19 protein-coding genes and 1 pseudogene are annotated in these 18,037 nt (G+C 72.5%); 8 read left to right on the top strand and 12 right to left on the bottom strand.

Annotated features, from left to right (window positions below):
- Positions 1–47: 47 nt before the first annotated feature.
- The 3 genes from MUY22_RS20835 to MUY22_RS20845 form a co-directional block, all read right to left on the bottom strand.
- On the bottom strand, positions 48–1,481 hold the full coding sequence (locus tag MUY22_RS20835) for an FAD-dependent monooxygenase (protein ID WP_247061802.1): 1,434 nt from the start codon (positions 1,479–1,481) through the stop codon (positions 48–50).
- Positions 1,482–1,491: 10 nt separating this feature from the next.
- Positions 1,492–2,067 carry a PadR family transcriptional regulator gene (locus MUY22_RS20840; protein ID WP_247061804.1) on the bottom strand — a complete coding sequence of 192 codons (576 nt, stop codon included), beginning with the start codon at positions 2,065–2,067 and terminating at the stop codon, positions 1,492–1,494.
- A 110-nt stretch (positions 2,068–2,177) separates the two neighbouring features.
- Complete coding sequence (locus MUY22_RS20845; RefSeq protein ID WP_247061806.1) at positions 2,178–2,999, bottom strand: hypothetical protein; 822 nt, start codon at positions 2,997–2,999, stop codon at positions 2,178–2,180.
- Between the two features lie 95 nt (positions 3,000–3,094).
- Between MUY22_RS20845 and MUY22_RS20850 the strand changes: the two genes are divergently transcribed.
- Positions 3,095–4,276, top strand: coding sequence for an MFS transporter (locus MUY22_RS20850; protein WP_247061808.1), 1,182 nt, complete (start codon positions 3,095–3,097; stop codon positions 4,274–4,276).
- An 11-nt stretch (positions 4,277–4,287) separates the two neighbouring features.
- On the opposite strand, the pseudogene MUY22_RS20855 reads toward MUY22_RS20850, so the two are convergent.
- Positions 4,288–5,010 (bottom strand): annotated as a pseudogene (locus MUY22_RS20855) (helix-turn-helix transcriptional regulator); the annotation flags it as partial.
- Positions 5,011–5,087: 77 nt separating this feature from the next.
- On the opposite strand from MUY22_RS20855, the gene MUY22_RS20860 reads away from it, so the two are divergent.
- Positions 5,088–5,939 (top strand): SDR family oxidoreductase, encoded by an 852-nt coding sequence (locus MUY22_RS20860; protein ID WP_247061810.1) that lies wholly within the window; start codon positions 5,088–5,090, stop codon positions 5,937–5,939.
- Between the two features lie 4 nt (positions 5,940–5,943).
- On the opposite strand, the gene MUY22_RS20865 is transcribed toward MUY22_RS20860, so the two are convergent.
- Positions 5,944–6,573 (bottom strand): winged helix-turn-helix transcriptional regulator, encoded by a 630-nt coding sequence (locus MUY22_RS20865; RefSeq protein ID WP_247061811.1) that lies wholly within the window; start codon positions 6,571–6,573, stop codon positions 5,944–5,946.
- Positions 6,574–6,659: 86 nt separating this feature from the next.
- Between MUY22_RS20865 and MUY22_RS20870 the strand changes: the two genes are divergently transcribed.
- Positions 6,660–7,028 (top strand): VOC family protein, encoded by a 369-nt coding sequence (locus tag MUY22_RS20870; RefSeq protein ID WP_247061812.1) that lies wholly within the window; start codon positions 6,660–6,662, stop codon positions 7,026–7,028.
- Positions 7,029–7,035: 7 nt separating this feature from the next.
- On the opposite strand, the gene MUY22_RS20875 is transcribed toward MUY22_RS20870, so the two are convergent.
- From MUY22_RS20875 to MUY22_RS20885, 3 genes are read right to left on the bottom strand one after another with little or no spacing between them, the layout of a single operon-like run.
- The gene (locus MUY22_RS20875; protein WP_247061813.1) at positions 7,036–7,572 is read right to left on the bottom strand and encodes a hypothetical protein; all 537 of its coding nucleotides are present in this window, start codon (positions 7,570–7,572) and stop codon (positions 7,036–7,038) included.
- A gap of 7 nt (positions 7,573–7,579) precedes the next feature.
- Entirely contained in the window at positions 7,580–8,719 is a 1,140-nt protein-coding gene (locus MUY22_RS20880; RefSeq protein WP_247061814.1) for a serine hydrolase, read from the bottom strand.
- Between the two features lie 55 nt (positions 8,720–8,774).
- A complete protein-coding gene (locus MUY22_RS20885; RefSeq protein ID WP_247061815.1) occupies positions 8,775–9,146 on the bottom strand; it encodes a helix-turn-helix domain-containing protein in 372 nt (123 codons plus the stop codon).
- Positions 9,147–9,244: 98 nt separating this feature from the next.
- On the opposite strand from MUY22_RS20885, the gene MUY22_RS20890 reads away from it, so the two are divergent.
- The 3 genes from MUY22_RS20890 (at position 9,245) to MUY22_RS20900 (ending at position 12,274) form a co-directional block, all read left to right on the top strand.
- A complete protein-coding gene (locus MUY22_RS20890; protein WP_247061816.1) occupies positions 9,245–10,093 on the top strand; it encodes an alpha/beta fold hydrolase in 849 nt (282 codons plus the stop codon).
- Positions 10,090–10,911, top strand: coding sequence for a hydrolase (locus tag MUY22_RS20895; RefSeq protein ID WP_247061817.1), 822 nt, complete (start codon positions 10,090–10,092; stop codon positions 10,909–10,911). Before MUY22_RS20890 ends, MUY22_RS20895 begins: the two co-directional genes overlap by 4 nt.
- Before the next feature lie 139 nt (positions 10,912–11,050).
- Positions 11,051–12,274 carry a glycosyltransferase gene (locus tag MUY22_RS20900; RefSeq protein ID WP_247061818.1) on the top strand — a complete coding sequence of 408 codons (1,224 nt, stop codon included), beginning with the start codon at positions 11,051–11,053 and terminating at the stop codon, positions 12,272–12,274.
- Between the two features lie 207 nt (positions 12,275–12,481).
- Here the strand turns inward: MUY22_RS20900 and MUY22_RS20905 are convergent, their stop codons facing one another.
- Positions 12,482–13,615, bottom strand: a complete 1,134-nt coding sequence (locus MUY22_RS20905; protein WP_247064027.1) for a bifunctional lysozyme/C40 family peptidase — start codon at positions 13,613–13,615, stop codon at positions 12,482–12,484.
- Between the two features lie 11 nt (positions 13,616–13,626).
- On the bottom strand, positions 13,627–14,589 hold the full coding sequence (locus MUY22_RS20910; RefSeq protein ID WP_247061819.1) for a nucleoside hydrolase: 963 nt from the start codon (positions 14,587–14,589) through the stop codon (positions 13,627–13,629).
- A 52-nt stretch (positions 14,590–14,641) separates the two neighbouring features.
- Between MUY22_RS20910 and MUY22_RS20915 the strand changes: the two genes are divergently transcribed.
- Positions 14,642–15,397: an acyltransferase gene (locus tag MUY22_RS20915; RefSeq protein WP_247061820.1), complete on the top strand. Its 756-nt coding sequence runs from the start codon at positions 14,642–14,644 to the stop codon at positions 15,395–15,397.
- A gap of 43 nt (positions 15,398–15,440) precedes the next feature.
- Entirely contained in the window at positions 15,441–15,818 is a 378-nt protein-coding gene (locus MUY22_RS20920; protein WP_247061821.1) for a DUF6234 family protein, read from the top strand.
- Here the strand turns inward: MUY22_RS20920 and MUY22_RS20925 are convergent, their stop codons facing one another.
- Together MUY22_RS20925 and MUY22_RS20930 are read right to left on the bottom strand one after the other, a co-directional pair.
- Positions 15,819–17,144: an APC family permease gene (locus tag MUY22_RS20925; protein WP_247061822.1), complete on the bottom strand. Its 1,326-nt coding sequence runs from the start codon at positions 17,142–17,144 to the stop codon at positions 15,819–15,821. It lies immediately after the preceding gene.
- Entirely contained in the window at positions 17,141–18,013 is an 873-nt protein-coding gene (locus tag MUY22_RS20930; RefSeq protein WP_247061823.1) for a carbon-nitrogen hydrolase family protein, read from the bottom strand. The genes MUY22_RS20925 and MUY22_RS20930 overlap by 4 nt, the downstream gene beginning before the upstream one ends.
- Positions 18,014–18,037: the final 24 nt, after the last annotated feature.

Genomic DNA, 18,037 nt, shown 5'->3' on the forward strand with positions numbered 1-18,037 from the left:
GCGTTGGGTGCGTCCAACGCACCCAACGCCACATTGGGGCGCATTGGTCAAGCGGTCGCCGGGACCGGGATGTCGCCGACCCAGCGGTGGATCGCTTCGGCCAGGCCGGTGTCGTCCGAGCCGGTCGTCAGCCAGGCGACGTGGCCGTCCGGGCGCAGCAGCAGCGCGCCGACGTCCGAAGTGGACTGTGCGGCCACCACGTCGATTCCCGGGGCCCACGCGGCGAAGGCGTGCTCGGGCGTCAGGTCGAGGAGCACCGGACGGCCGGGGTGCAGCAGCGCGGCGAGGTGGCTCACGTCGCCCCGCAGGGGGAGGTCCGGGGCGAGACGGCCGAGCCACGGGTGCCCGGGCGGCTCGTAGCGGGCGTCGAGGCCGGTAATGATCTCGGCCAGCGCGAGCTTGCCCGCGGGGTGCGTGGCGACGCGGCGCATCAGGTCGGCCAGCGGTTCCGCCGCCGCGGCCTCCGAGAGCGCGACCTGCGCGCGGGTGTTGGCCAGGATGTGTTCACCCGCCGCGTGCCGCTCGGCGTGGTAGGTGTCGAGCAGGCCCTCGGGCGCGGTCCCGCGCACCGTCGCGGCGAGCTTCCAGCCCAGGTTGAACGCGTCGTCGAGCGCGACGTTGACGCCGATCGCGCCGGCCGGCGGGTGGATGTGCGCGGCGTCGCCGGCCAGCAGGACCCGGCCTTCGCGGTAGCGCTCGGCCAGCCGGGCCGCGTCGCCGAACCTCGTCAGCCAGCGCGGTCCACGCAGCTCGACGTGCCGGCCGAGCACGTCGTCCACTCGGGACTGGAGCCGGTCGAGCGTGACGGGGGTGTCCTTGTCCGCGGGCGGGTCGTCCTCCCGGACGATGATCCGGACGTACCCGGGCCGCGGGATGACGAACAGTGTCCGGCCGTCCGGGCCGGCCGAAACCCCGTACGGCAGTTCGCATTCGACGTCGCCGAGCAGCGCGAACCACCGCGCGTCGACGCCGGGGAAGCCGATCCCGGCCCGCTTGCGCACGGTGCTGCGGCCGCCGTCGCAGCCGGCGAGGTACCGCGCCCGGACGGTCAGTCCATTGTGGATCTCCACGGTGACGCCGGCCGCGTCCTGCGTGAAGCTCCGCAGTTCGTGGCCGCGCAACAGTTCCGCGCCGAGGTCGAGCGCGCGGGCTTCCAGGACCTCCTCGACGCGGGTCTGCGGGATGCCGAGGGAGAACGGGTGGTCGGTGGTGGCGCCGTCGAGCAGCAGCGGCTCGGGCATGCCGGTCGCCGGCGCGTGCGGCACCTGGTGTCCCTCGGCGACCAGGCCTTCGGCCAGCCCGCGCCGCGCCAGCAGGTCCAGCGACCGCGAGTTCAGGTTGAAGCCGCGGCAGTACGGCGGCTTTTCCGGGTGTCGTTCGACGACGGTGACGCGCACGCCGGCCAGCGCGAGCTCCGCGGCGAGCAGCAGGCCGGCGGGTCCGGCGCCGGCGACGAGGACGTCGGTTTCGAGATCGGGCACGGTCTTCCCCTCAGAAGGTTTCGGGCCAGGGCAGGGAGCCACTGCGGATTTCGGCGGCCGTGCGGCGCGCCCAGTCGAGCTCCGCCTGCCACGCGTGCCGGACGTACTCGACCTCGATCATGAACAACCGCGGCGCGCCCTGGCCGACCGTGTCCGCCAAGGCCGTCTCCGCGCCTTCGACGCGGGCGGCGAGGTGGCGGGCGCGTTCTTCCAGCGCGTCGGCGGCGCGCTCGGGCCCGAGCGCGCCGAGGTAGCTGACCGCCGCGACGAACTTCGGGTACTCGTCGACGGGCACGCGCACGAGCTCGTCCAGCCAGGCGACGAACTCCTGCCGGCCTAGCTCGGTGTGCGTGTAGACGGTCCGCTCCGGCCGGTTGCCCTCCCGGACCGTCTCGACCGGCTCGATCCAGCGGTGCTTGGCCAGGGACTCCACGGTGTCGTAGAGCGACCCCGGGTTGATCTTGAAGCTGGAGTCCTTGTGCCGTTCGCGCAGCGTGGACGCCATTTCGTACGGGTGCATCGGGCGTTCCAGCAGCAGGCCCAGCAGGGCGAGCGCCAGGGTGTTGCGGATCTTGCGGGCTGCCATGGTCTTCAGTCGCTCCCTATTAGTCGGTTCCGACTATACGGGTGCGGTCAAGTCAGGCAGCACGTCAAGGACACCTGAAGGCGGCGCAGGCCGGTGCACCACCTCTGACGTCAGCGCACGTCGAGCGCCGTCACCCCGGAGACGTAGCGGCCGCCCTTGACGTCGCTGAGCGGGACGAGCCGCGGCAGCGCGAGCGCGGCGCCGTCCTCCGCGGTGGACAGCAGCAGCGGACGGCCGCCCGTGGCCTCCTCGGCGAGCGTGACCGCGGCGCCGTACCCGTCGTCGCCGACCGCGACCACGGCCGTGTCCGGCCGCGGCAGCACGCCCGCGACCAGCAGGACCAGCCGCAGCGACGGCCCGGTCTCGGTGTGCGTCTGCTGGCCGGCGCCCGAAGCGAACGTCGCCGTCACGGTCCGGGACGGCAGCAGCTTCAGCAGCGACGGCGGCAGCGTGACGGACCGGTGCGCGGTCGTGATCCGCACCGCCCGTTCGGCCGCCACGGCGTTAGACACGGCGATCCGCACCGACCGGACGTCGTCGACGCGGCGGCTGCGGTCCCGGTCGCCGGGCACGACCAGGTCGGTCTCGCGGCCGGTGGTGAGGACGGCGGGGTGGTTGCCGAACGCCGGGTCCAGCTCGGCCAGCGCGAAGGTGACCGAGCGGTGCGCGGCGCCGGTGACGGTCACCGTCACCCGCAGCGCGGTGTTCTTCCCCGGCGGCAGAACCGGCGTCGCGGCAGCGACCACCTTGGTCAGGTCGACGCCGGTGACCCGCGGATACGTCGTTTCGCCCAGGGCCTTCAGCTGCGAAGCGGTGTAGGACGCCGGAGTCGTGACCGCGCCTTCGACGGTGAGCGTCCGGGTCGACGCCCCGGCGGCGGTCGTCGTGCCGGCGAGCAGCACGGTCGTCAGGGCGAGTACACGGAACAGCATCCGACCTCCAGAAGCCGTAAATGCGGAGCGAACACCGCACTTTAACCGTTTTTGAGCCAAGTTTCCGAGATTGCGAGGACAGCTAAGGTGGCCGCATGACGGGGGAGCTGAAGCGCGCCCGGCTGGGGGTTTCGGTCGTGTTCGCGGTCTGCGGCGCGGCGTTCGCGACCTGGCTGGCGCGGGTGCCGGCGGTGCAGGCGCAGCTGGGGCTGAGCACCGGGCAGCTGGCGACGGGCTTGTTCGGGCTGGCCGCCGGGTCGGTGCTGGCGCTGCTCGGCGCCGGGGCGCTCCTCGCCCGGATCGGCAGCCGCGCGGCCGTCGCGCTCGGCGCCGTCGTGCTGTGCGCCGGCCTGCCGCTGGTCGCCTTCGCCTGGTCCGCGCCCGTGTTCGTCGTCGCGCTGGTGGTGCTCGGCGTCGGCAACAGCCTGCTCGACGTCGCGATGAACGCGCACGCGGCGCGCGTCGAGGACGGTTACGGCCGCCCGATCTTCGCCGGCTTCCACGCCTTCTGGAACATCGGCGGCCTCGCGGGCTCCGGCGTCGACGCGCTGATGGAGGCCACGCACGTCCCGGTGGCGGTGCACTTCCCGATCGCCGGCGCGGTGCTGCTCGCGCTCGCCCTGTGGGCCGCCCGCACGCGGTTCCTCGCCGGCGCCGACCGCGGCCAGGGCGAGGCGGCGTTCGCGTGGCCGAGCCGTGCGCTGGTGCCGCTCGGCGTGATCGCGTTCTGCGGGTTCGTCGCCGAGGGAGCGGTCAACAGCTGGAGCGCGGTGTACCTCGCCGACGTCACCGGCGCGACGCCCGCACTGGCGTCTCTGGGCTACTTCGCCTTCTCGACGACGATGATCGCGATCCGCCTCGTCGCCGACCGGGTCGTGGCCCGGACGGGCGCGGTGCGGTTCGCGCGCGCGGCGACGGTGGTCGCGGTGCTGGGGTTCGCCGTGGTCCTGCTCGCGCCGTGGCCGGTGGCGGTGATCCTGGGATTCGCGGTGGTCGGGCTCGGTGTGGCCGGGATCGTGCCGATCGCGTGGAGCGTGGCGAGCCGCAAGCAGGCGGACAAGCCGGGGCAGGCGGTGGCCGCCGTCGCCGCCTGCGGTTACCTGGGGTTCCTGGTCGAGCCGGTCCTGGTCGGCGCGCTGGCGACGCGGGTCGGGCTGCACTGGGCGTTGTCGTCGGCGGTCGTGGTGACGCTCGGGATCTTCGCGCTGGCGCCGTCGCTGCGGGAAGCCAGCCGCCGCAGCCCTTCGGCCGACGGAGTGCCCGGCGCCGCGGTGTAGACGAGCAGCCGGTGCTCGTGGCCCGGGACCGCGAGGATCTCGCAGTCGAGTTCCAGTGCGCCGGCCACCGGGTGGACGGTCCGCTTGGTCAGCGTCCGCTGCACCGCGACCTCCCGCTCGGCCCACAGCCGGGCGAACTCCGGGCTCGTTGTCCGCAGCTCGTCCACGAGTGACCGGACCGCCGGATCGGCCGGGTACCGGCCGCCCGCGCGCAGGTCCGCGACGCACAGCCGGGCCAGGTCCAGCCGGTTGCCGGTGATCGTGTCGCCGGTGTCGAACAGCCGGCGCAGCCGGTTGCGACGCCGCGGCGGCCAGCCGGCCGGGTCGCCGATCAGCGCGACGAGCATCCGGTTCCAGGCGACCATGTCGAACCCGGCGTCGATCACCATCGCGGGCACGTCGTCGAGGCGGTCGAGCAGCCGCAGGACGTTGGCGGGCACCGCGCGCGGCGGGATCACCGGCGCCGGGTGGGCCAGCCGCCGCAGGTAGGCGTGCTCGTCGCCGGTCAGCCGCAGCGCCCGCCCGAGCGCGGCGAGGACCTGCTCCGAGGGCCGCGGCCCGCGGCCCTGCTCGAGCCGCACGTAGTAGTCGACGGAGATCCCGGCCAGCAGCGCGACTTCCGTGCGCCGCAACCCCGGCGTCTGGCGTCGCGGGCCGGGCACGAGCCCGACGTCGCCCGGCTGCAGCCGCGCCCGGCGGCTGCGCAGGAAACCGCTCAGTTCCACGCTGTCCACCGTGCCATCATCACCCCGGCCCGGGGTGGTACCGGCGGGCCTACCCCGGTCGCCCGGATCGGGACGAGCCTGGACGCATGACGATTCTGGTGACCGGAGCCCGCGGGAACGTCGCCCGCGCGCTGGTGGGACAGCTGCTCGACGCGGGGCAGGACGTCCGCGCGGCCGGCCGCGACCCGAGCCGCGCCCGGTTGCCCGACAGCGTCGAGGTGGTCGCGGCGGACCTGGCCCGGCCCGAGAGCTGGGACGCGGCGTTGAACGGCGTCACGAAGGTGTTCCTCTACGCCGGGACGGCCGGGCTCGGCGGGTTCCTCTCCCGCGCGGGCGGCCTGGCGCAGGTGGTCCTGCTGTCCGCGGCGGGCGCCGACCCGGCGTCGGACGACGCCATCACCCGCGCCCACGGCGAGGCCGAGCAGGCGGTGCGCGACGCGGGAGTCCCGTGGACGTTCCTGCGTCCGGGCGGGTTCGCGGCCAACCGGCTGCTGTGGACCGAGCCGATCCGGACGGCCGGCCTGGTGCGCGACCCGTTCCCCGGCTCGCACTCGGCGCTGATCCACGAGGCGGACATCGCCGCCGTCGCCGCGTGCGCGCTGACGGCGTCCGGGCACCTCGGCGCCGGGTACACGCTGACCGGGCCCGAGTCGCTGACCGTGCGGCGCCAGGCCGAGCTGATCGGGCTCGCCGCCGGCCGTCCGGTGCGCGTCGAAGTCCAGGACCTCGACGACTACCGCCGTGAGCTGACGGCAGCGTTCGAAGCCCGGGGGCTGGGCGCGGTCGGCTCGGCGGACGTCGTCGAAGCGCGGATCCGGCGGCTGGCGGCGCTGGTCGACCGGCCCCAGCCGACGACGGAGACGGTCCAGGCGGTGACCGGCCGCCCGGCGCGTGGCTTCGCCGAATGGGCCGCGGACCACGCCGCCGATTTCGGCTGACCGCTCAGGCTTCGTGCTCGCGCAGCAGCCGGCGGACGGCTTTCCGGTCACCCTCGATCGTGACGCGGCCGTCGGCGAGCGCGGCGTCGAGGCCACCGGGCTTTTCGAGCAGCGCGTTGAGGGTGCGCGGGTCGGTCCGGACGACGGCGTCCGGACCGGCCGGTTCACCCGGCTCGACGGTCAGCCGCCCGGGTTCGGTGCGGACCGTCCACACGCGACTGTCCAGTTCGACGCGGTAGCAGGCCTTCCCGCGCGGACGCGCGGAGCCGCGGAGGAACAGCAGCACCGACGTCGCGCCGAGCGTCGCATCCGGGGGGAGCGGGACTTGCGCGGCCCACGCGCCCAGCGCGAGCACGATCGGCTCCAGCTCCCGGCCCCACGCGGTCAGCTCGTAGACGGTCGAACCGGCGGGCGGCGGCAGCGTCCGGCGGGTCACGACGCCCCGGCCTTCAAGCTCGCGGAGCCGGTCGGTGACCAGGTTGGAACTGGCGCCCGGCAGCGCGCGGCGGACGTCGGAAAACCGTTGCGGCCCCAGGAGCAGCTCACGCACGACGAGCAGCGCCCACCGCTCCCCGACGACGTCGAGCGCGCGGGCGGTGGCGCACGCGTCTCCGTAGCTGCGACTGGTCGGCATGATGTCAATTTACAACCCCGAGGTTGTTTTTAACAACTACCGTGGCCTACGGTGAGGCTCCTGACGTCGAACGGAAGGAACCGGTCATGGCCTCTCCGGTCGTGCACTTCGAGATCATCGGCACCGACCCGGCCCGGCTGCGCGGGTACTACGGCGAGCTGTTCGGCTGGGAGTTCGACACGTCGGGCCCGGTGTCGGACCAGGTGTCGGAGCCGGGCGACTACGGCTTCGTGGATACGGACGGCATCCCGGGCGGCGTCGGCGGCGGCGCGTCCTTCGCGCGGCAGACCGTGTTCTACGTGGGCGTCCCGGACGTCGCGGCGGCGCTGGCGCAGGCCGAACGCCTGGGCGGCACGCGCCGCATGGGCCCGGACCGCGCGCCGGGCCGCGACCTGGTGGTCGCCCACTTCACCGACCCGGAAGGCAACCTGATCGGCCTCGCCGGCCCAGCCTGACGAAGGCTCAGTGCTCCTCGGCCGTGCCCTGGACGTCGGCGCGGCACGCCTCGAGGAACCGTTCGCCCGCTTCGCTGATCCCGGTCAGCACCCGGTCGAGACTTTCCTTGCGCACCAACGGTTCCCCGGCGTCCAGTTCGGCGAGGACGGCGTTCACGCCACCGCGGGCGGCCTTCCACAGTTCCTTGCCGCGCCGGCGTGGTTCGTCGGTCCCGAACAGTTCCACCTGGTTGTAGGCCTTGCGAAGCTCGCCGCGGCGTTCGCGCCACCTGTCCTCGATCACGTCCCGGTCCTTCAGCAGCCCCGGGAACTCCGCCCGGATCAGCTGGAACGCCTCCTCGCTCGCCGTCGAGAGGCCGGCGTACGCCTTGACGCGCTCGTCACGCAGCCAGGTGGCGCGGTCCGCCGCGCGCTTCAGCGCTTCGGTCCGCTGGGTCGCCTTCAGCTTGCGACCCTCCACGAACGTCGTGGTCAGCAGGGTCAGCACCACCCCGCCGAGCGTCGCGCCCACGGTGATCAGCTGCGTGGTCGTCCCGGAGTCCATGCCGGGATCATCCCAGGGCGTCGTAAACCGCCTGGACGTACGTGCCGCTGCGGTCGGAACCGATGATGCCCGGGCCCATCCGGTTCATCATGTACGAGATCGTCAGCCGCCGGTCGAGGTCCATGATGATCATCGAACCGCCCCAGCCGCCCCAGAAGCAGATGCGGCCGTCCGGGATCCACGGCACCGCCTCCCGCAGCGGCAGCCCGTAACCGATGCCCCAGCGCAACGGGACGCCGAGCCCGAGGTCGACGCCGTTGGCCTGCTCCTCGAAGATCACGTCGATCGTGTCCGGGCCGAGCAGGCGGACGCCGTCGACCGTGCCGCCGCGGGCCAGCGCCGACAGCATCCGCGCGACCGACCGCGCGTTGCCGTGCCCGTTCACCGCGCCCAGTTCCGCGCGGCGCCACGCCGGCGTGTTCGCGACGTTCGCGTCGATGACCGGCCCGGTCAGCGTCTTGACGATCACGCTGTCCGGGCCCAGCGCGACGAGGTCGAACTCCGCGGGCGGCGGCGGGACGACGTCCGCGATCCGGCCCCAGTCCGCCTCGGCGGCCCCGATCCGGAAGTCGGCACCCAGCGGCCCGGCGATCTCCTCGGCGACGAACGCCTTCAGCGGCTTCCCGCTCACCCGCCGGACGACCTCGCCGACCAGGTGCCCGAAGTTCGCCGCGTGGTAGCCCGAAGCCGTCCCGGGCGTCCACCACGGCGCCTGTGCGGCCATCCGGGCGGTCGACGTCTCCAGGTCGTAGAGGTCCTCGACCGCCGCGGGCTGCTCCAGGCCCGAGACGCCGGAGGTGTGCGACAGCAGGTGCCGGACCTCGACGTCCTCCTTGCCGTTGGCCGCGAACTCCGGCCAGTACCGCGCGACCGGTGCGTGGACGTCGAGGTCGCCGCGGTCGACGAGCATCAGCGCGGCCAGGCTGGTCACGGTCTTCGTCGTCGACCACACGTTGGTGATGGTGTGCTCGTCCCAGGTCAGCGTGCGCGCCTGGTCGCGGAAGCCGCCCCAGAGGTCGACGACGACGTCGCCGTCGAGGTCGACGACGAGGGACGCGCCCAGCTCGTCACCGGAGCCGACGTTCTTCTCGAGCGCGGCGCGGACGTCGTCGAAGCGGGCGTCGTGCGTTCCGTGGATGTCGGTCATGCGAGCTACGGTAAAACCTGACATCGATGTCAGGGGCAAGGGTGAATGTCGTGCGTTATCCCGGGTCGAGGTCCCGCGCCCGGTCGACGGCCACCATGTTCTCCTCCGCCCAGTCCCGCAGCGCGGCGAGCGGCACTTCGAGCGACCGGCCGAGGTCCGTCAGCCGGTAGTGCACCTTCGGCGGGACGGTTGCCTCCACTCGGCGCGCGACCAGGCCGTCGCGCGTCAGGCTCTGCAGGGTCACCGACAGCATCTTCTGCGAGACGCCCGGCATCCGCCGTTGCAGCTCGGCGAACCGCACTTCACCCGGCTCGGCCTCGGCCAGCACCTTGACCGCCATCGACGTCCACTTCGTGCCGATCCGGTCCAGCAGCCGGCGCGTCGGGCACTTCGGGTCGAAGAGGTCGCCTCGGCCGGAGGAGGTCACCTGGAGCTCACCACCTGTCGTGAAAGTGCCTTCTTGGCGCTTCGGATGCTGTTACCTACCGTTTGGTGGTAACCAATGGTAACTGCCGAGGAGACAGCGTGCGCGAGTATCGGGTCGAAGCGAACGGCATCGAGATCAACGTCGCCGACGCCGGGGAAGGGCCCGCGGTCCTGCTGCTGCACGGCTTCCCGCACACCTGGCGGCTCTGGTCGGCGGTCATCCCGCACCTGGCTCGCGACCACCGCGTCCTCGCGCCGGACCTGCGTGGACTCGGCGCGACCACGCGCGCCGACGGCGGTTACGACGCCGGAAACCTCGCCCTGGACGCCGAAGCCCTCCTCGACGCGCTGGGCGAGCCGACGGCTGCGGTCGTCGGCATCGACGCGGGCTCCCCGCCGGCGTTCCTGCTCGCGCGGCGACGCCCCGAGCGCGTCCGGCGGCTCGTCCTGATGGAGTCGCTGCTGGGCCGGCTGCCCGGCGCCGAAGCCTTCCTCGCCGGTGGCCCGCCGTGGTGGTTCGGCTTCCACGCCGTGCCCGGCCTCGCCGAGACGGTCCTGGCCGGCCACGAAGCGGACTACATCGGCTGGTTCCTCGACGCCGGTACGCGCGGCCGTGGGGTAGCACCGGAAATCCGCGAGCACTTCGTCGCCGCGTACACCGGGCGCGAATCCCTGCGGTGCGCGTTCGAGCACTACCGCGCCATGCCCACGAGTGCCGCGCAAATCGCGGAAGCCGGTCGTCTCACAGTGCCGACGCTGGCGATCGGTGCCCATCCGGTCGGCGACACCCTCGCGAACCAGTTGCGGCCGATCGCCGACGACCTCACGGCGCACCTCGTCGAGGACTGCGGGCACATCGTCCCGCTGGACCGCCCGGACGTCCTGGTGCCCCTGCTGGCTTCTTTCCTTGACCTCGACCTTGCTGGAGCTTCAAGACTGGCGCCATGACGATCTGGATCTGCGGAACCTGCGGGGTCGAGCACCCCGACACCGAACAACCCCCGGCCGGCGCGTGCGCGATCTGCGCGGACGAACGGCAATGGGTGCCCGCTTCCGGTCAGGTGTGGACCACGCTGGAGAAACTCGCGGCCGACAGCCGCGAAGTCGTGCACCACGAACTGGAACCGGGCCTGCACCGGTTCAACCGCGAACCGCCGTTCGGCATCGGCCAGTGGACGCACCTGGCGCAGACATCCGAAGGCAACCTGCTGTGGGACCCGCCCAACCACCTCGACCCGGCGCTGGTCGCGAAGATCGAGGAGCTGGGCGGGGCCGCGGTGATCGTGGCGAGCCACCCGCACATGTACGGCTCGCAGGTCAGCTGGAGCCACCGCCTCGGGCGCGTCCCGGTGCTGGTGCACGCCGCCGACCGGCGGTGGGTGCGGCGCGAGGACCCGGTGCTGCGGGAGTGGTCGGGCACCGAGCGGGTCCTGCCCGGCGTGACGCTCGTCGAGGCGGGCGGCCACTTCCCCGGCGCCGCCGTGGCCCACGTCGGCAACGACACCGGCGGCGTGCTGCTGACCGGCGACACGATCGTGCCCGTCGTGGACGCGGGGTGGGTGACGTTCATGCGCAGCTACCCGAACAAGATCCCGCTCTCCGCGGGGCTGGTGCGGCGGATCGTCAACCGGCTCGAGCCGTACGAGTTCGATCGGCTGTACGGCCTGCTGGGCGGGACGGTGCTCGGCGACGCGAAGGGCGCGGTGTGCCGGTCTGCGGAGCGCTACATCGACTGGGTGAGCGGCGCGAACGACCATCTCGGCTGAACGGAAATCGCGTACCCGAAAAGAAGTATTTCCTCGCCCCCTTCAATTTATAGCCGACCCCGGGGCTTGCGGCAAGGCCGGGGTGATGCCGCAGAATGGCCCGCCGTAGATCGTGAACAGGGGAAATGGGGATTCTGCAGTGCGTGTTTTGCTGACGACGTGGGGATCGCGCGGGGACGTCGAACCGCTGGTCGGGCTCGCGGTGGCGTTGCGGGAACTGGGGGCGGAGGCGCTGGTCGCGGCGCCGCCGGACGACGATTTCGTGGCGCTGCTGGACCGGGCCGGGGTCCCGTTGGTGCCGCTCGGACCGACGGTGCGTTCGGTGGTCGCCAACCCGGAACCGCCGACCGGGGCGGACGCGTTCAAGCTCGCTCCCGCGCTGGTCGCCGCGCGGTTCGAAACGCTCGGCGCGGTGGCCGGGGAATGTGACGTGCTGCTGGCGACCGGCCTGTTGCCGGCCGGCGCCCGGGACGTGGCCGAAAAGCGGGGAATTCCGTACGTGTACGCGTGTTTCCACATCTTCGGGCTGCCGTCGCGGCAGTTCGCGCCGGGGATGCGGCCGGGCACGCCGTCGCCCGAGGAGGAGACCGACCTCGAGGTGCGGTGGGCGCAGGACGCCGAGCGGGTGAACGCGCTGTACGGCCCGGAGCTGAACAGCCGGCGGGCGGCGATCGGCCTGCCGCCGGTGGACAACGTCCGCGACCACGTGTTCACCGACCGGCCGTGGCTGGCGGCGGACCCGGCGCTGTGCCCGTCCGAGGGCATGACGAACCTCGACCTCGTGCAGTCGGGCGCGTGGATCCTGCCCGACGACCGGCCGCTGCCGGCGGACCTGGAGGCATTCCTGGACGCCGGCGAACCGCCGGTGTACGTGGGCTTCGGCAGCATGGCCGCGTACGCCCCGGAGGGCATCGCCCGCGAAGCGACCGAAGCGGCCCGCGCACAGGGCCGCCGGGTGGTCCTGGGCCGCGGCTGGGCCGGCCTGACCGCGATCGACGACGCCGAGGACTGCTTCGTCATCGGCGAGGTCAACCAGCAGGCGCTGTTCCGCAGGGTGGCCGCGGTCGTCCACCACGGCGGCGCGGGCACCACGACCACGGCCGCCCGGGCGGGCGCGCCCCAGGTGGTGGTACCCCGGATCGCGGACCAGCCGTACTGGGCGGAGCGGGTGGCCGGGCTGGGCATCGGAGTAGCGCACGAGGGCCCGACCCCGACGGCCGAGTCACTGTCGGCCGCGTTCACCACGGCCCTGACACCCGAGATGCGGACCCAGGCCCAGGCGGTGGCGGGCACGATCCGCGACGACGGGGCGACGGTGGCCGCGAAGATGCTCCTCGACGTCGCGAGCCAGGGGCGTCAGTAGCCGCATGAGCCGCGCCGCGCGTCACACCCAGCGACGCGCGGCGCGGTTCGTTCGGCTCAGGCCCACGCATCCGACGGCGCCCGGCGCGGTTCGGCGAACGACGGTCGGCGTCCACTCCAGCACGTGAGCCGCGCCGCGTATCGCATTCGGCGGCGCGCGGCGCGGTTCGTTCGGCGATGGTGAGTCGCCCGGCCCGCGCATCACGGCTCAGGCGGTCGGGCGGCCCGCTCCCGCGTAGTCGTCGCCGTCCTTGCGGTACGTGTGGACCTGCACGGCCTGCCCGGTCTGCGGCGCGTCGATCATCTGCTGGTTGCCGATGTAGAGACCGACGTGGTGGATCTTCGTCGTCGGCTCGCCGTAGAAGATCAGGTCGCCCAGCTGCGGCTCGGTCACGTGCGCCACGCTGCGGTACTGCGTGTCCGCCGTGCGCATCAGCTTGACGCCTGCGCTCGCGTACGCCGCCGTCGTCAGGCCCGAGCAGTCGAAGCCCGGGTCGCCGCCGCCGGTGCCGTTGCCTCCCCAGATGTAGGGGAGGCCGATCTTGTCGATGGCGAAGTTGACCGCGCTCAGCACCGCCGCGTTCGGCGCCGCCGAGCCCTGGCCGACCGTGCCGTAGACGTTGACCGTCGCGAGCGTCCGGTGCAGGAACAGCGGCGCCGACTGCAGCGCGCTCACCGAGTCCCACCAGGTCTGCCCCTGGGAGAGGTCGTGGCCGTCGGCGCACAGCGCGCGGCCGGTGGACAGCGCCGCGTCGTCGATGTTCTGCACGTCCGGGGTGCCGCCCGACGCGCTCGTCTTGTACTTCCCCCAGATCGCCGGGGACAGCTGCATCGGCCCGGCGGCGTTCGCCGTCGAGACGACCTTGTTGTAGAAGTCGCGCACCTCGACCGTGCCGAGCGGCTTGCTCAGCACGCCGGCGGCACCCAGCTGCCCGCCCTGCGCGCGGCCGTGGTCGGAGGTGACCTTCCCGACCGCCGCCAGCGTCACCCACGACAGGTGGCAGCCCGGGATCTCCTTGGTCAGCGTCACCGTGGCCTGCGCGTAGCCGGTCATCGCGCGCAGCGGGATGTCGAGCCACTGGCTGGTCTTCGACGCCCACTCGTCGAACTCGCTCGCCTGCGGCAGCTTCGGCTGCGTCGGCGGCGGCGTGGTCGCTTTCGGGACCACCGTCGGGACCACCGACGGCATCGGCGCGGCCGTCGCGGCGGCGTTCTCGGCCGTCTCCTGCTTCGGCGCGAACTGGATCGCGACCACGAGCGCGGCCGCGATCACGACGACCGCGGCCACCACGATCCCGGCGCGGCGTCGGCGCGGCGGCGGTGTGTTCTCCGGGACGACCACGGGCTCTTCGCTCACCGCGCGGCTCCGGTCAGCCGGTCCAGCACGAAACCGCGCAGGCCGTCGAGGTCGGTGTCCATCGCGACCTCGATCAGCCGGCCGGGGGAGAACTGCGGATCCTCTTCGCCGAGCCGTCGCCGGTCGACCAGGGTCTGGCCGCGCGCCGGGCCCAGCCCGCAGTCGACGTCGACGCGGTGGGTCTCGGTGTGCAGGATCCCGGGCGAGATCGCCTCGGCGACCGCGACGGCGTCGTGCATGACCATCCGGTCCTCGCCGAAGATCCGCGTGTAGTGCCGGCGGTAGGTCGAGGTGAGCCCCTCCAGCGTCGCGCCGATCGGCCCGGACGCGGCGAGCTTCGCCAGCCACTCGGCGTCGACGGCGCACCGGTGCGTGAGGTCCAGCGGCACCAGCACCACCGGGACGTCGTCCTCGACCAGCACCCGCCGGGCCGCCTCGGGGTCGCTCCAGATGTTGAACTCGGCCGCCGCGGTGCTGTTGCCGAAAGTGACCCCACCGCCCATGACCACCAGCCGCGCGATCTTCTCCCGCGCGCCCGGGTGGGCGGCCAGCAGCGCGGCGATGTTCGTCAACGGCCCGATCGGCGCGATGGTCACCGGCTCGTCGGCCGCCTCGAGCAGCGCGAGGATGAGACTGACGGCGTCCCGCTCGTCGAGCGGCCGGGTCGCCTCGGGCAGGGTGTCCGCGTGGCCGGACAGGCCGTCGCCGCCGTGGACCTCTTTCGCGTCACGCGGCTTCGAGTACACCAGCGGGCGGGCGGCGCCGGCCGCGACCGGCACGTCGGTGCGGCCGAACAGCTCCAGCAGCCGGCGCGCGTTCGCCGTGGTCTTGTCCAGGGGCACGTTGCCGAACACGGTCGTCACGCCCAGGAGGTCGACGTCCGGCGAGACCGCGGCCAGCGCGATCGCCAGCGCGTCGTCGACGCCCGGGTCGGTGTCGATGATCAGCTTCGTGCCCATCCAGCTCCCCTTGCCTGTGAACCCGTCCCGCACACAGGTTACGGTCACCGGCATGACGTCGATGTGGGGTGCGCCCGCTCTTTCGCGGGTGCGGGCCTGGCGGCAGGCCCGCCGCGACCCGCGGCAGGCGAAGTTCCTGACCGCCGACTCGCTGCGCTGGGTCCTGCGCAACCACGCGTACACACCCTGGTACCTGGTCCGGTACTACCGGCTGCTCAAGTTCCGGCTCGCCAACCCGCACATCATCCTGCGCGGGATGCTGTTCCTCGGGAAGGACGTCGAGATCCACTGCCGCCCCGGCTACGGCCGGCTGGAGATCGGCCGCTGGGTCCACATCGGCGACGGCAACGCCATCCGCTGCCACGAGGGTTCGCTGCGGATCGGCGACAAGTCCGTGTTCGGCCGCCAGAACGTCATCAACTGCTACCTCGACATCGAGCTCGGCGCGGCCACCCTGGTCGCCGACTGGGTGTACATCTGTGACTTCGACCACGTCATTTCGGACATCCACGTGCCGATCAAGGACCAGGGCATCGTGAAGACGCCGGTCCGCATCGGCCCGGACACCTGGCTCGGCACCAAGGTCAGCGTCCTGAAGGGCACCCGCATCGGCCGCGGGTGTGTGCTCGGCGCCCACGCGGTCGTCCGCGGCGACATCCCGGACTACTCGATCGCGGTCGGCATGCCGGCCCGCGTCGTGCGCAACCGCGAAGACGACTACGCCGCCGACACCGCACGCCGCGAAGCGGTCGCCGACATGGCCCGCAAGGCGAACAAGGCCCTGCAGAAAACCCTCGGCGAGCAGTAGAACCACTCAGGTCTGCCGTCGTCGATCCGGCCATACTGACCGGGTGGGGGAAGTCCGTACGCTCTGGTCCTCGGTCGTGCTGGCGCTGTGTGCCGTGGGGCTGCTGCTCGTCGTCCCGTTCCTGGTCTTGCAGGGGTTCGTGGCGAGCTTCCCGGTGTTCGGCACGAGCACGCACGAGGGCGACGGCTACCTGACCTGGGCGGCCTGGCTCGGCGCCGGGCTGCCGCTGATCGGCGTCGTCGTGGCGGCTCTCGGGCGCCGCCGAGGGTGGACGTGGTTCTTCGGGAGCTGCCTCCTCGTGGCCGTCGCGGTCGCCGGGATGAACTGGGCCGAGCACGTCCGCCACGCCCCGCCCGCGCCGCCGGGGCCGCGCCACTGCGTCGAGCGCAGCGGCGGCGGCACCGAATGCCCGGGCGGCTGACTACTCCTCGAAGGTCATCTCCGGCGGCGGCCGGCGGAAGCCGCGGGTGATCGCCGCCAGGACGACGATGCCGATCGCCAGCCAGACCAAGCCGAAGATCAGCGCGATGCCGTCCAGGTTGACCAGCAGCCACAGATCGACCACGGCGCCGATCACCGGGAAGACCACCCAGGTCAGCACCCGTTTCCCGGACCGGTCGCGCAGCCAGGTCGCGATCACGCTGACGTTGACGAACGTGAACGCCGTGAACGCGCCGAAGTTGATGAACGACGTCGACGTGCTGACGTCCAGGGCCAGCGCGACCAGCCCGACGATCCCGGTCAGGACGATGCCGAACACCGGCGTCGCGAACTTCGGCTGGAGCTTGCCGAACACGCGCGGCAGCACGCCGTCGCGGCCCATCGCGTACATCAGCCGCGACGCGCTCGCCTGCGCGGCGATCCCGGACGCGAACTGCGCGACGACCAGGCCGGCGAGGAAGAACGACGCGAAGAGGTTGCCGCCGATCGTCGTCGCGATCTCGAACGCGGCGGACGACTCGTCGGTGAACGCGCTGCCCGGGTGGGCGAGCTGGGTGAAGTAGGCCAGCACGATGAAGATGCCGCCGCCGATCAGCGCGGTGAGCAGGATGGCGCGGGGGATCGTCTTGCGCGGCTCGATCGTCTCCTCGGTCAACGTCGTCACCGCGTCGAAGCCCAGGAAGGAGTACGTCGCGAGCGCGGCGCCACCGGAGATCGTGCCCAGCGTGGCACCCGGGTGGAAGAACGGCTGCGAGCTCGCCAGCGCGTCCCCGACGTGCAGCACCTGCTTGATCGAAAGCACGACGAAGAAGCCGATCACCAGGATCTGGAACGCCATCAGCACGAAGTTCGCCTTCTCGGCGATCTTGATGCCGAGCACGTTGAGGATCGTCGTCAGCAGGATAAAAGTGATCAACCAGATCCACTTGGGCACGCTGGGGAACTCGGCGGAGAGGTAGGCGCCGCCGATCAGCCAGATCACCATCGGCAGGAAGAAGTAGTCGAGCAGCACCGCCCAGCCGACGAGGAACCCGGCGCGCGCGTCGACCGCTTTCCGGACGTAGGTGTAGGCCGAGCCGGCGACGGGGTGGGTGGCGGCCATCTTCCCGTAGCTGGCCGCGGTGAACAGCATCGCGACCAGGGCGAGCAGGTACGCCGAGGGCACGGTGCCCTCGGTCGTCGTCGCGACGATGCCGAACGTGCCGAGCACGATCAGCGGCGCCATGTAGGCGAGCCCGAACAGGACGACGCCTGGCAGGCCGAGCCGGCGCTGCAGGGCGGCCGGGGCCGCGGCCGTGGAGGTCATCGGTCGTCTCCTTCTCGTGGACGCCAGCGGTCCGGGTCGATCCGGCCCTGGTAGAGCGGCAGGGGCAGCGGCGCGTCGGCCGGGGTGAACTGCTCCCACATCCGGTTGGTGCCCGCGGTGCCGTCCCGTCGGACGCGCGCCACCTCGTCGAGGTCGATCGTGTGCGCGAGGACGCCTTCGCCGGGTGCGGGCAGCGCGCCGAGGACGTCACCCTCCGGCCCGACGAGCAGGCTGTCGCCCATGCCGAGCGGCCCGGCCGTGTTCACGCTGGCGACGAACACCTGGTTGACGATCGCGTTCGCCCGCGCCAGGACCAGTTCCTGCGCGCGGTCGGGGGTCGTGGTCTGGACGGGGTTGAGCACCACCTCGGCGCCCATCCAGGCGAGGTGGCGGGTCACTTCGGGGAACCACGCGTCGTAGCAGATCGAGAAGCCCACGCGCCCGGCGTCGGCCAGATCGGCGACGACGAACTCCGTGCCGGGGTCGTACGGCTCGTGCGGCCGCCACGGGAAGACCTTCCGGTACCAGCCGGCCAGCTCGCCCTGCGGCGAGAAGACCAGGGCGGTGTTGAACAGCTCGCCGTGGTCGCCTTCTTCGCAAACGGTGCCCGGAGCGAGCCAGATTCCCAGGTCGCCGGCCAGTTCCGCCAGCTCCTTCGTCCGGGGTCCGTGCAGCGGTTCGGCGGCGGCCCGCAGCTGCGCGGTGCGTTCGTCGCCCGCACCCTCGACGCCGCAGAGGTGCAGCTCGGGGAAGGCGGCCAGGCGCGTGTCCGGAAACCGGCCCAGGACGGCTTCGACCTCGCCCGCGAACCCGGCCGAGCCGGGCCGGGGCGGCGCTTGCACCAGAGCGATCGGGAGTGGTCGCGGCATGGACGGAAAATAGTCCACCTTGAA

Origin of the sequence: Amycolatopsis sp. WQ 127309, assembly GCF_023023025.1 — a bacterium.
Taxonomy (GTDB): domain Bacteria; phylum Actinomycetota; class Actinomycetes; order Mycobacteriales; family Pseudonocardiaceae; genus Amycolatopsis.

Excerpts from the sequence above, each read along its gene's own strand:
- MUY22_RS20840 (WP_247061804.1), bottom strand. The coding sequence starts at position 2,067 with ATGGCAGCCCGCAAGATCCGCAACACCCTGGCGCTCGCCCTGCTGGGC.
- MUY22_RS20845 (WP_247061806.1), bottom strand. The coding sequence starts at position 2,999 with ATGCTGTTCCGTGTACTCGCCCTGACGACCGTGCTGCTCGCCGGCACG.
- MUY22_RS20850 (WP_247061808.1), top strand. The coding sequence starts at position 3,095 with ATGACGGGGGAGCTGAAGCGCGCCCGGCTGGGGGTTTCGGTCGTGTTC.
- MUY22_RS20860 (WP_247061810.1), top strand. The coding sequence starts at position 5,088 with ATGACGATTCTGGTGACCGGAGCCCGCGGGAACGTCGCCCGCGCGCTG.
- MUY22_RS20865 (WP_247061811.1), bottom strand. The coding sequence starts at position 6,573 with ATGCCGACCAGTCGCAGCTACGGAGACGCGTGCGCCACCGCCCGCGCG.
- MUY22_RS20870 (WP_247061812.1), top strand. The coding sequence starts at position 6,660 with ATGGCCTCTCCGGTCGTGCACTTCGAGATCATCGGCACCGACCCGGCC.
- MUY22_RS20875 (WP_247061813.1), bottom strand. The coding sequence starts at position 7,572 with ATGGACTCCGGGACGACCACGCAGCTGATCACCGTGGGCGCGACGCTC.
- MUY22_RS20880 (WP_247061814.1), bottom strand. The coding sequence starts at position 8,719 with ATGACCGACATCCACGGAACGCACGACGCCCGCTTCGACGACGTCCGC.
- MUY22_RS20895 (WP_247061817.1), top strand. The coding sequence starts at position 10,090 with ATGACGATCTGGATCTGCGGAACCTGCGGGGTCGAGCACCCCGACACC.
- MUY22_RS20910 (WP_247061819.1), bottom strand. The coding sequence starts at position 14,589 with ATGGGCACGAAGCTGATCATCGACACCGACCCGGGCGTCGACGACGCG.
- MUY22_RS20915 (WP_247061820.1), top strand. The coding sequence starts at position 14,642 with ATGACGTCGATGTGGGGTGCGCCCGCTCTTTCGCGGGTGCGGGCCTGG.
- MUY22_RS20925 (WP_247061822.1), bottom strand. The coding sequence starts at position 17,144 with ATGACCTCCACGGCCGCGGCCCCGGCCGCCCTGCAGCGCCGGCTCGGC.
- MUY22_RS20930 (WP_247061823.1), bottom strand. The coding sequence starts at position 18,013 with ATGCCGCGACCACTCCCGATCGCTCTGGTGCAAGCGCCGCCCCGGCCC.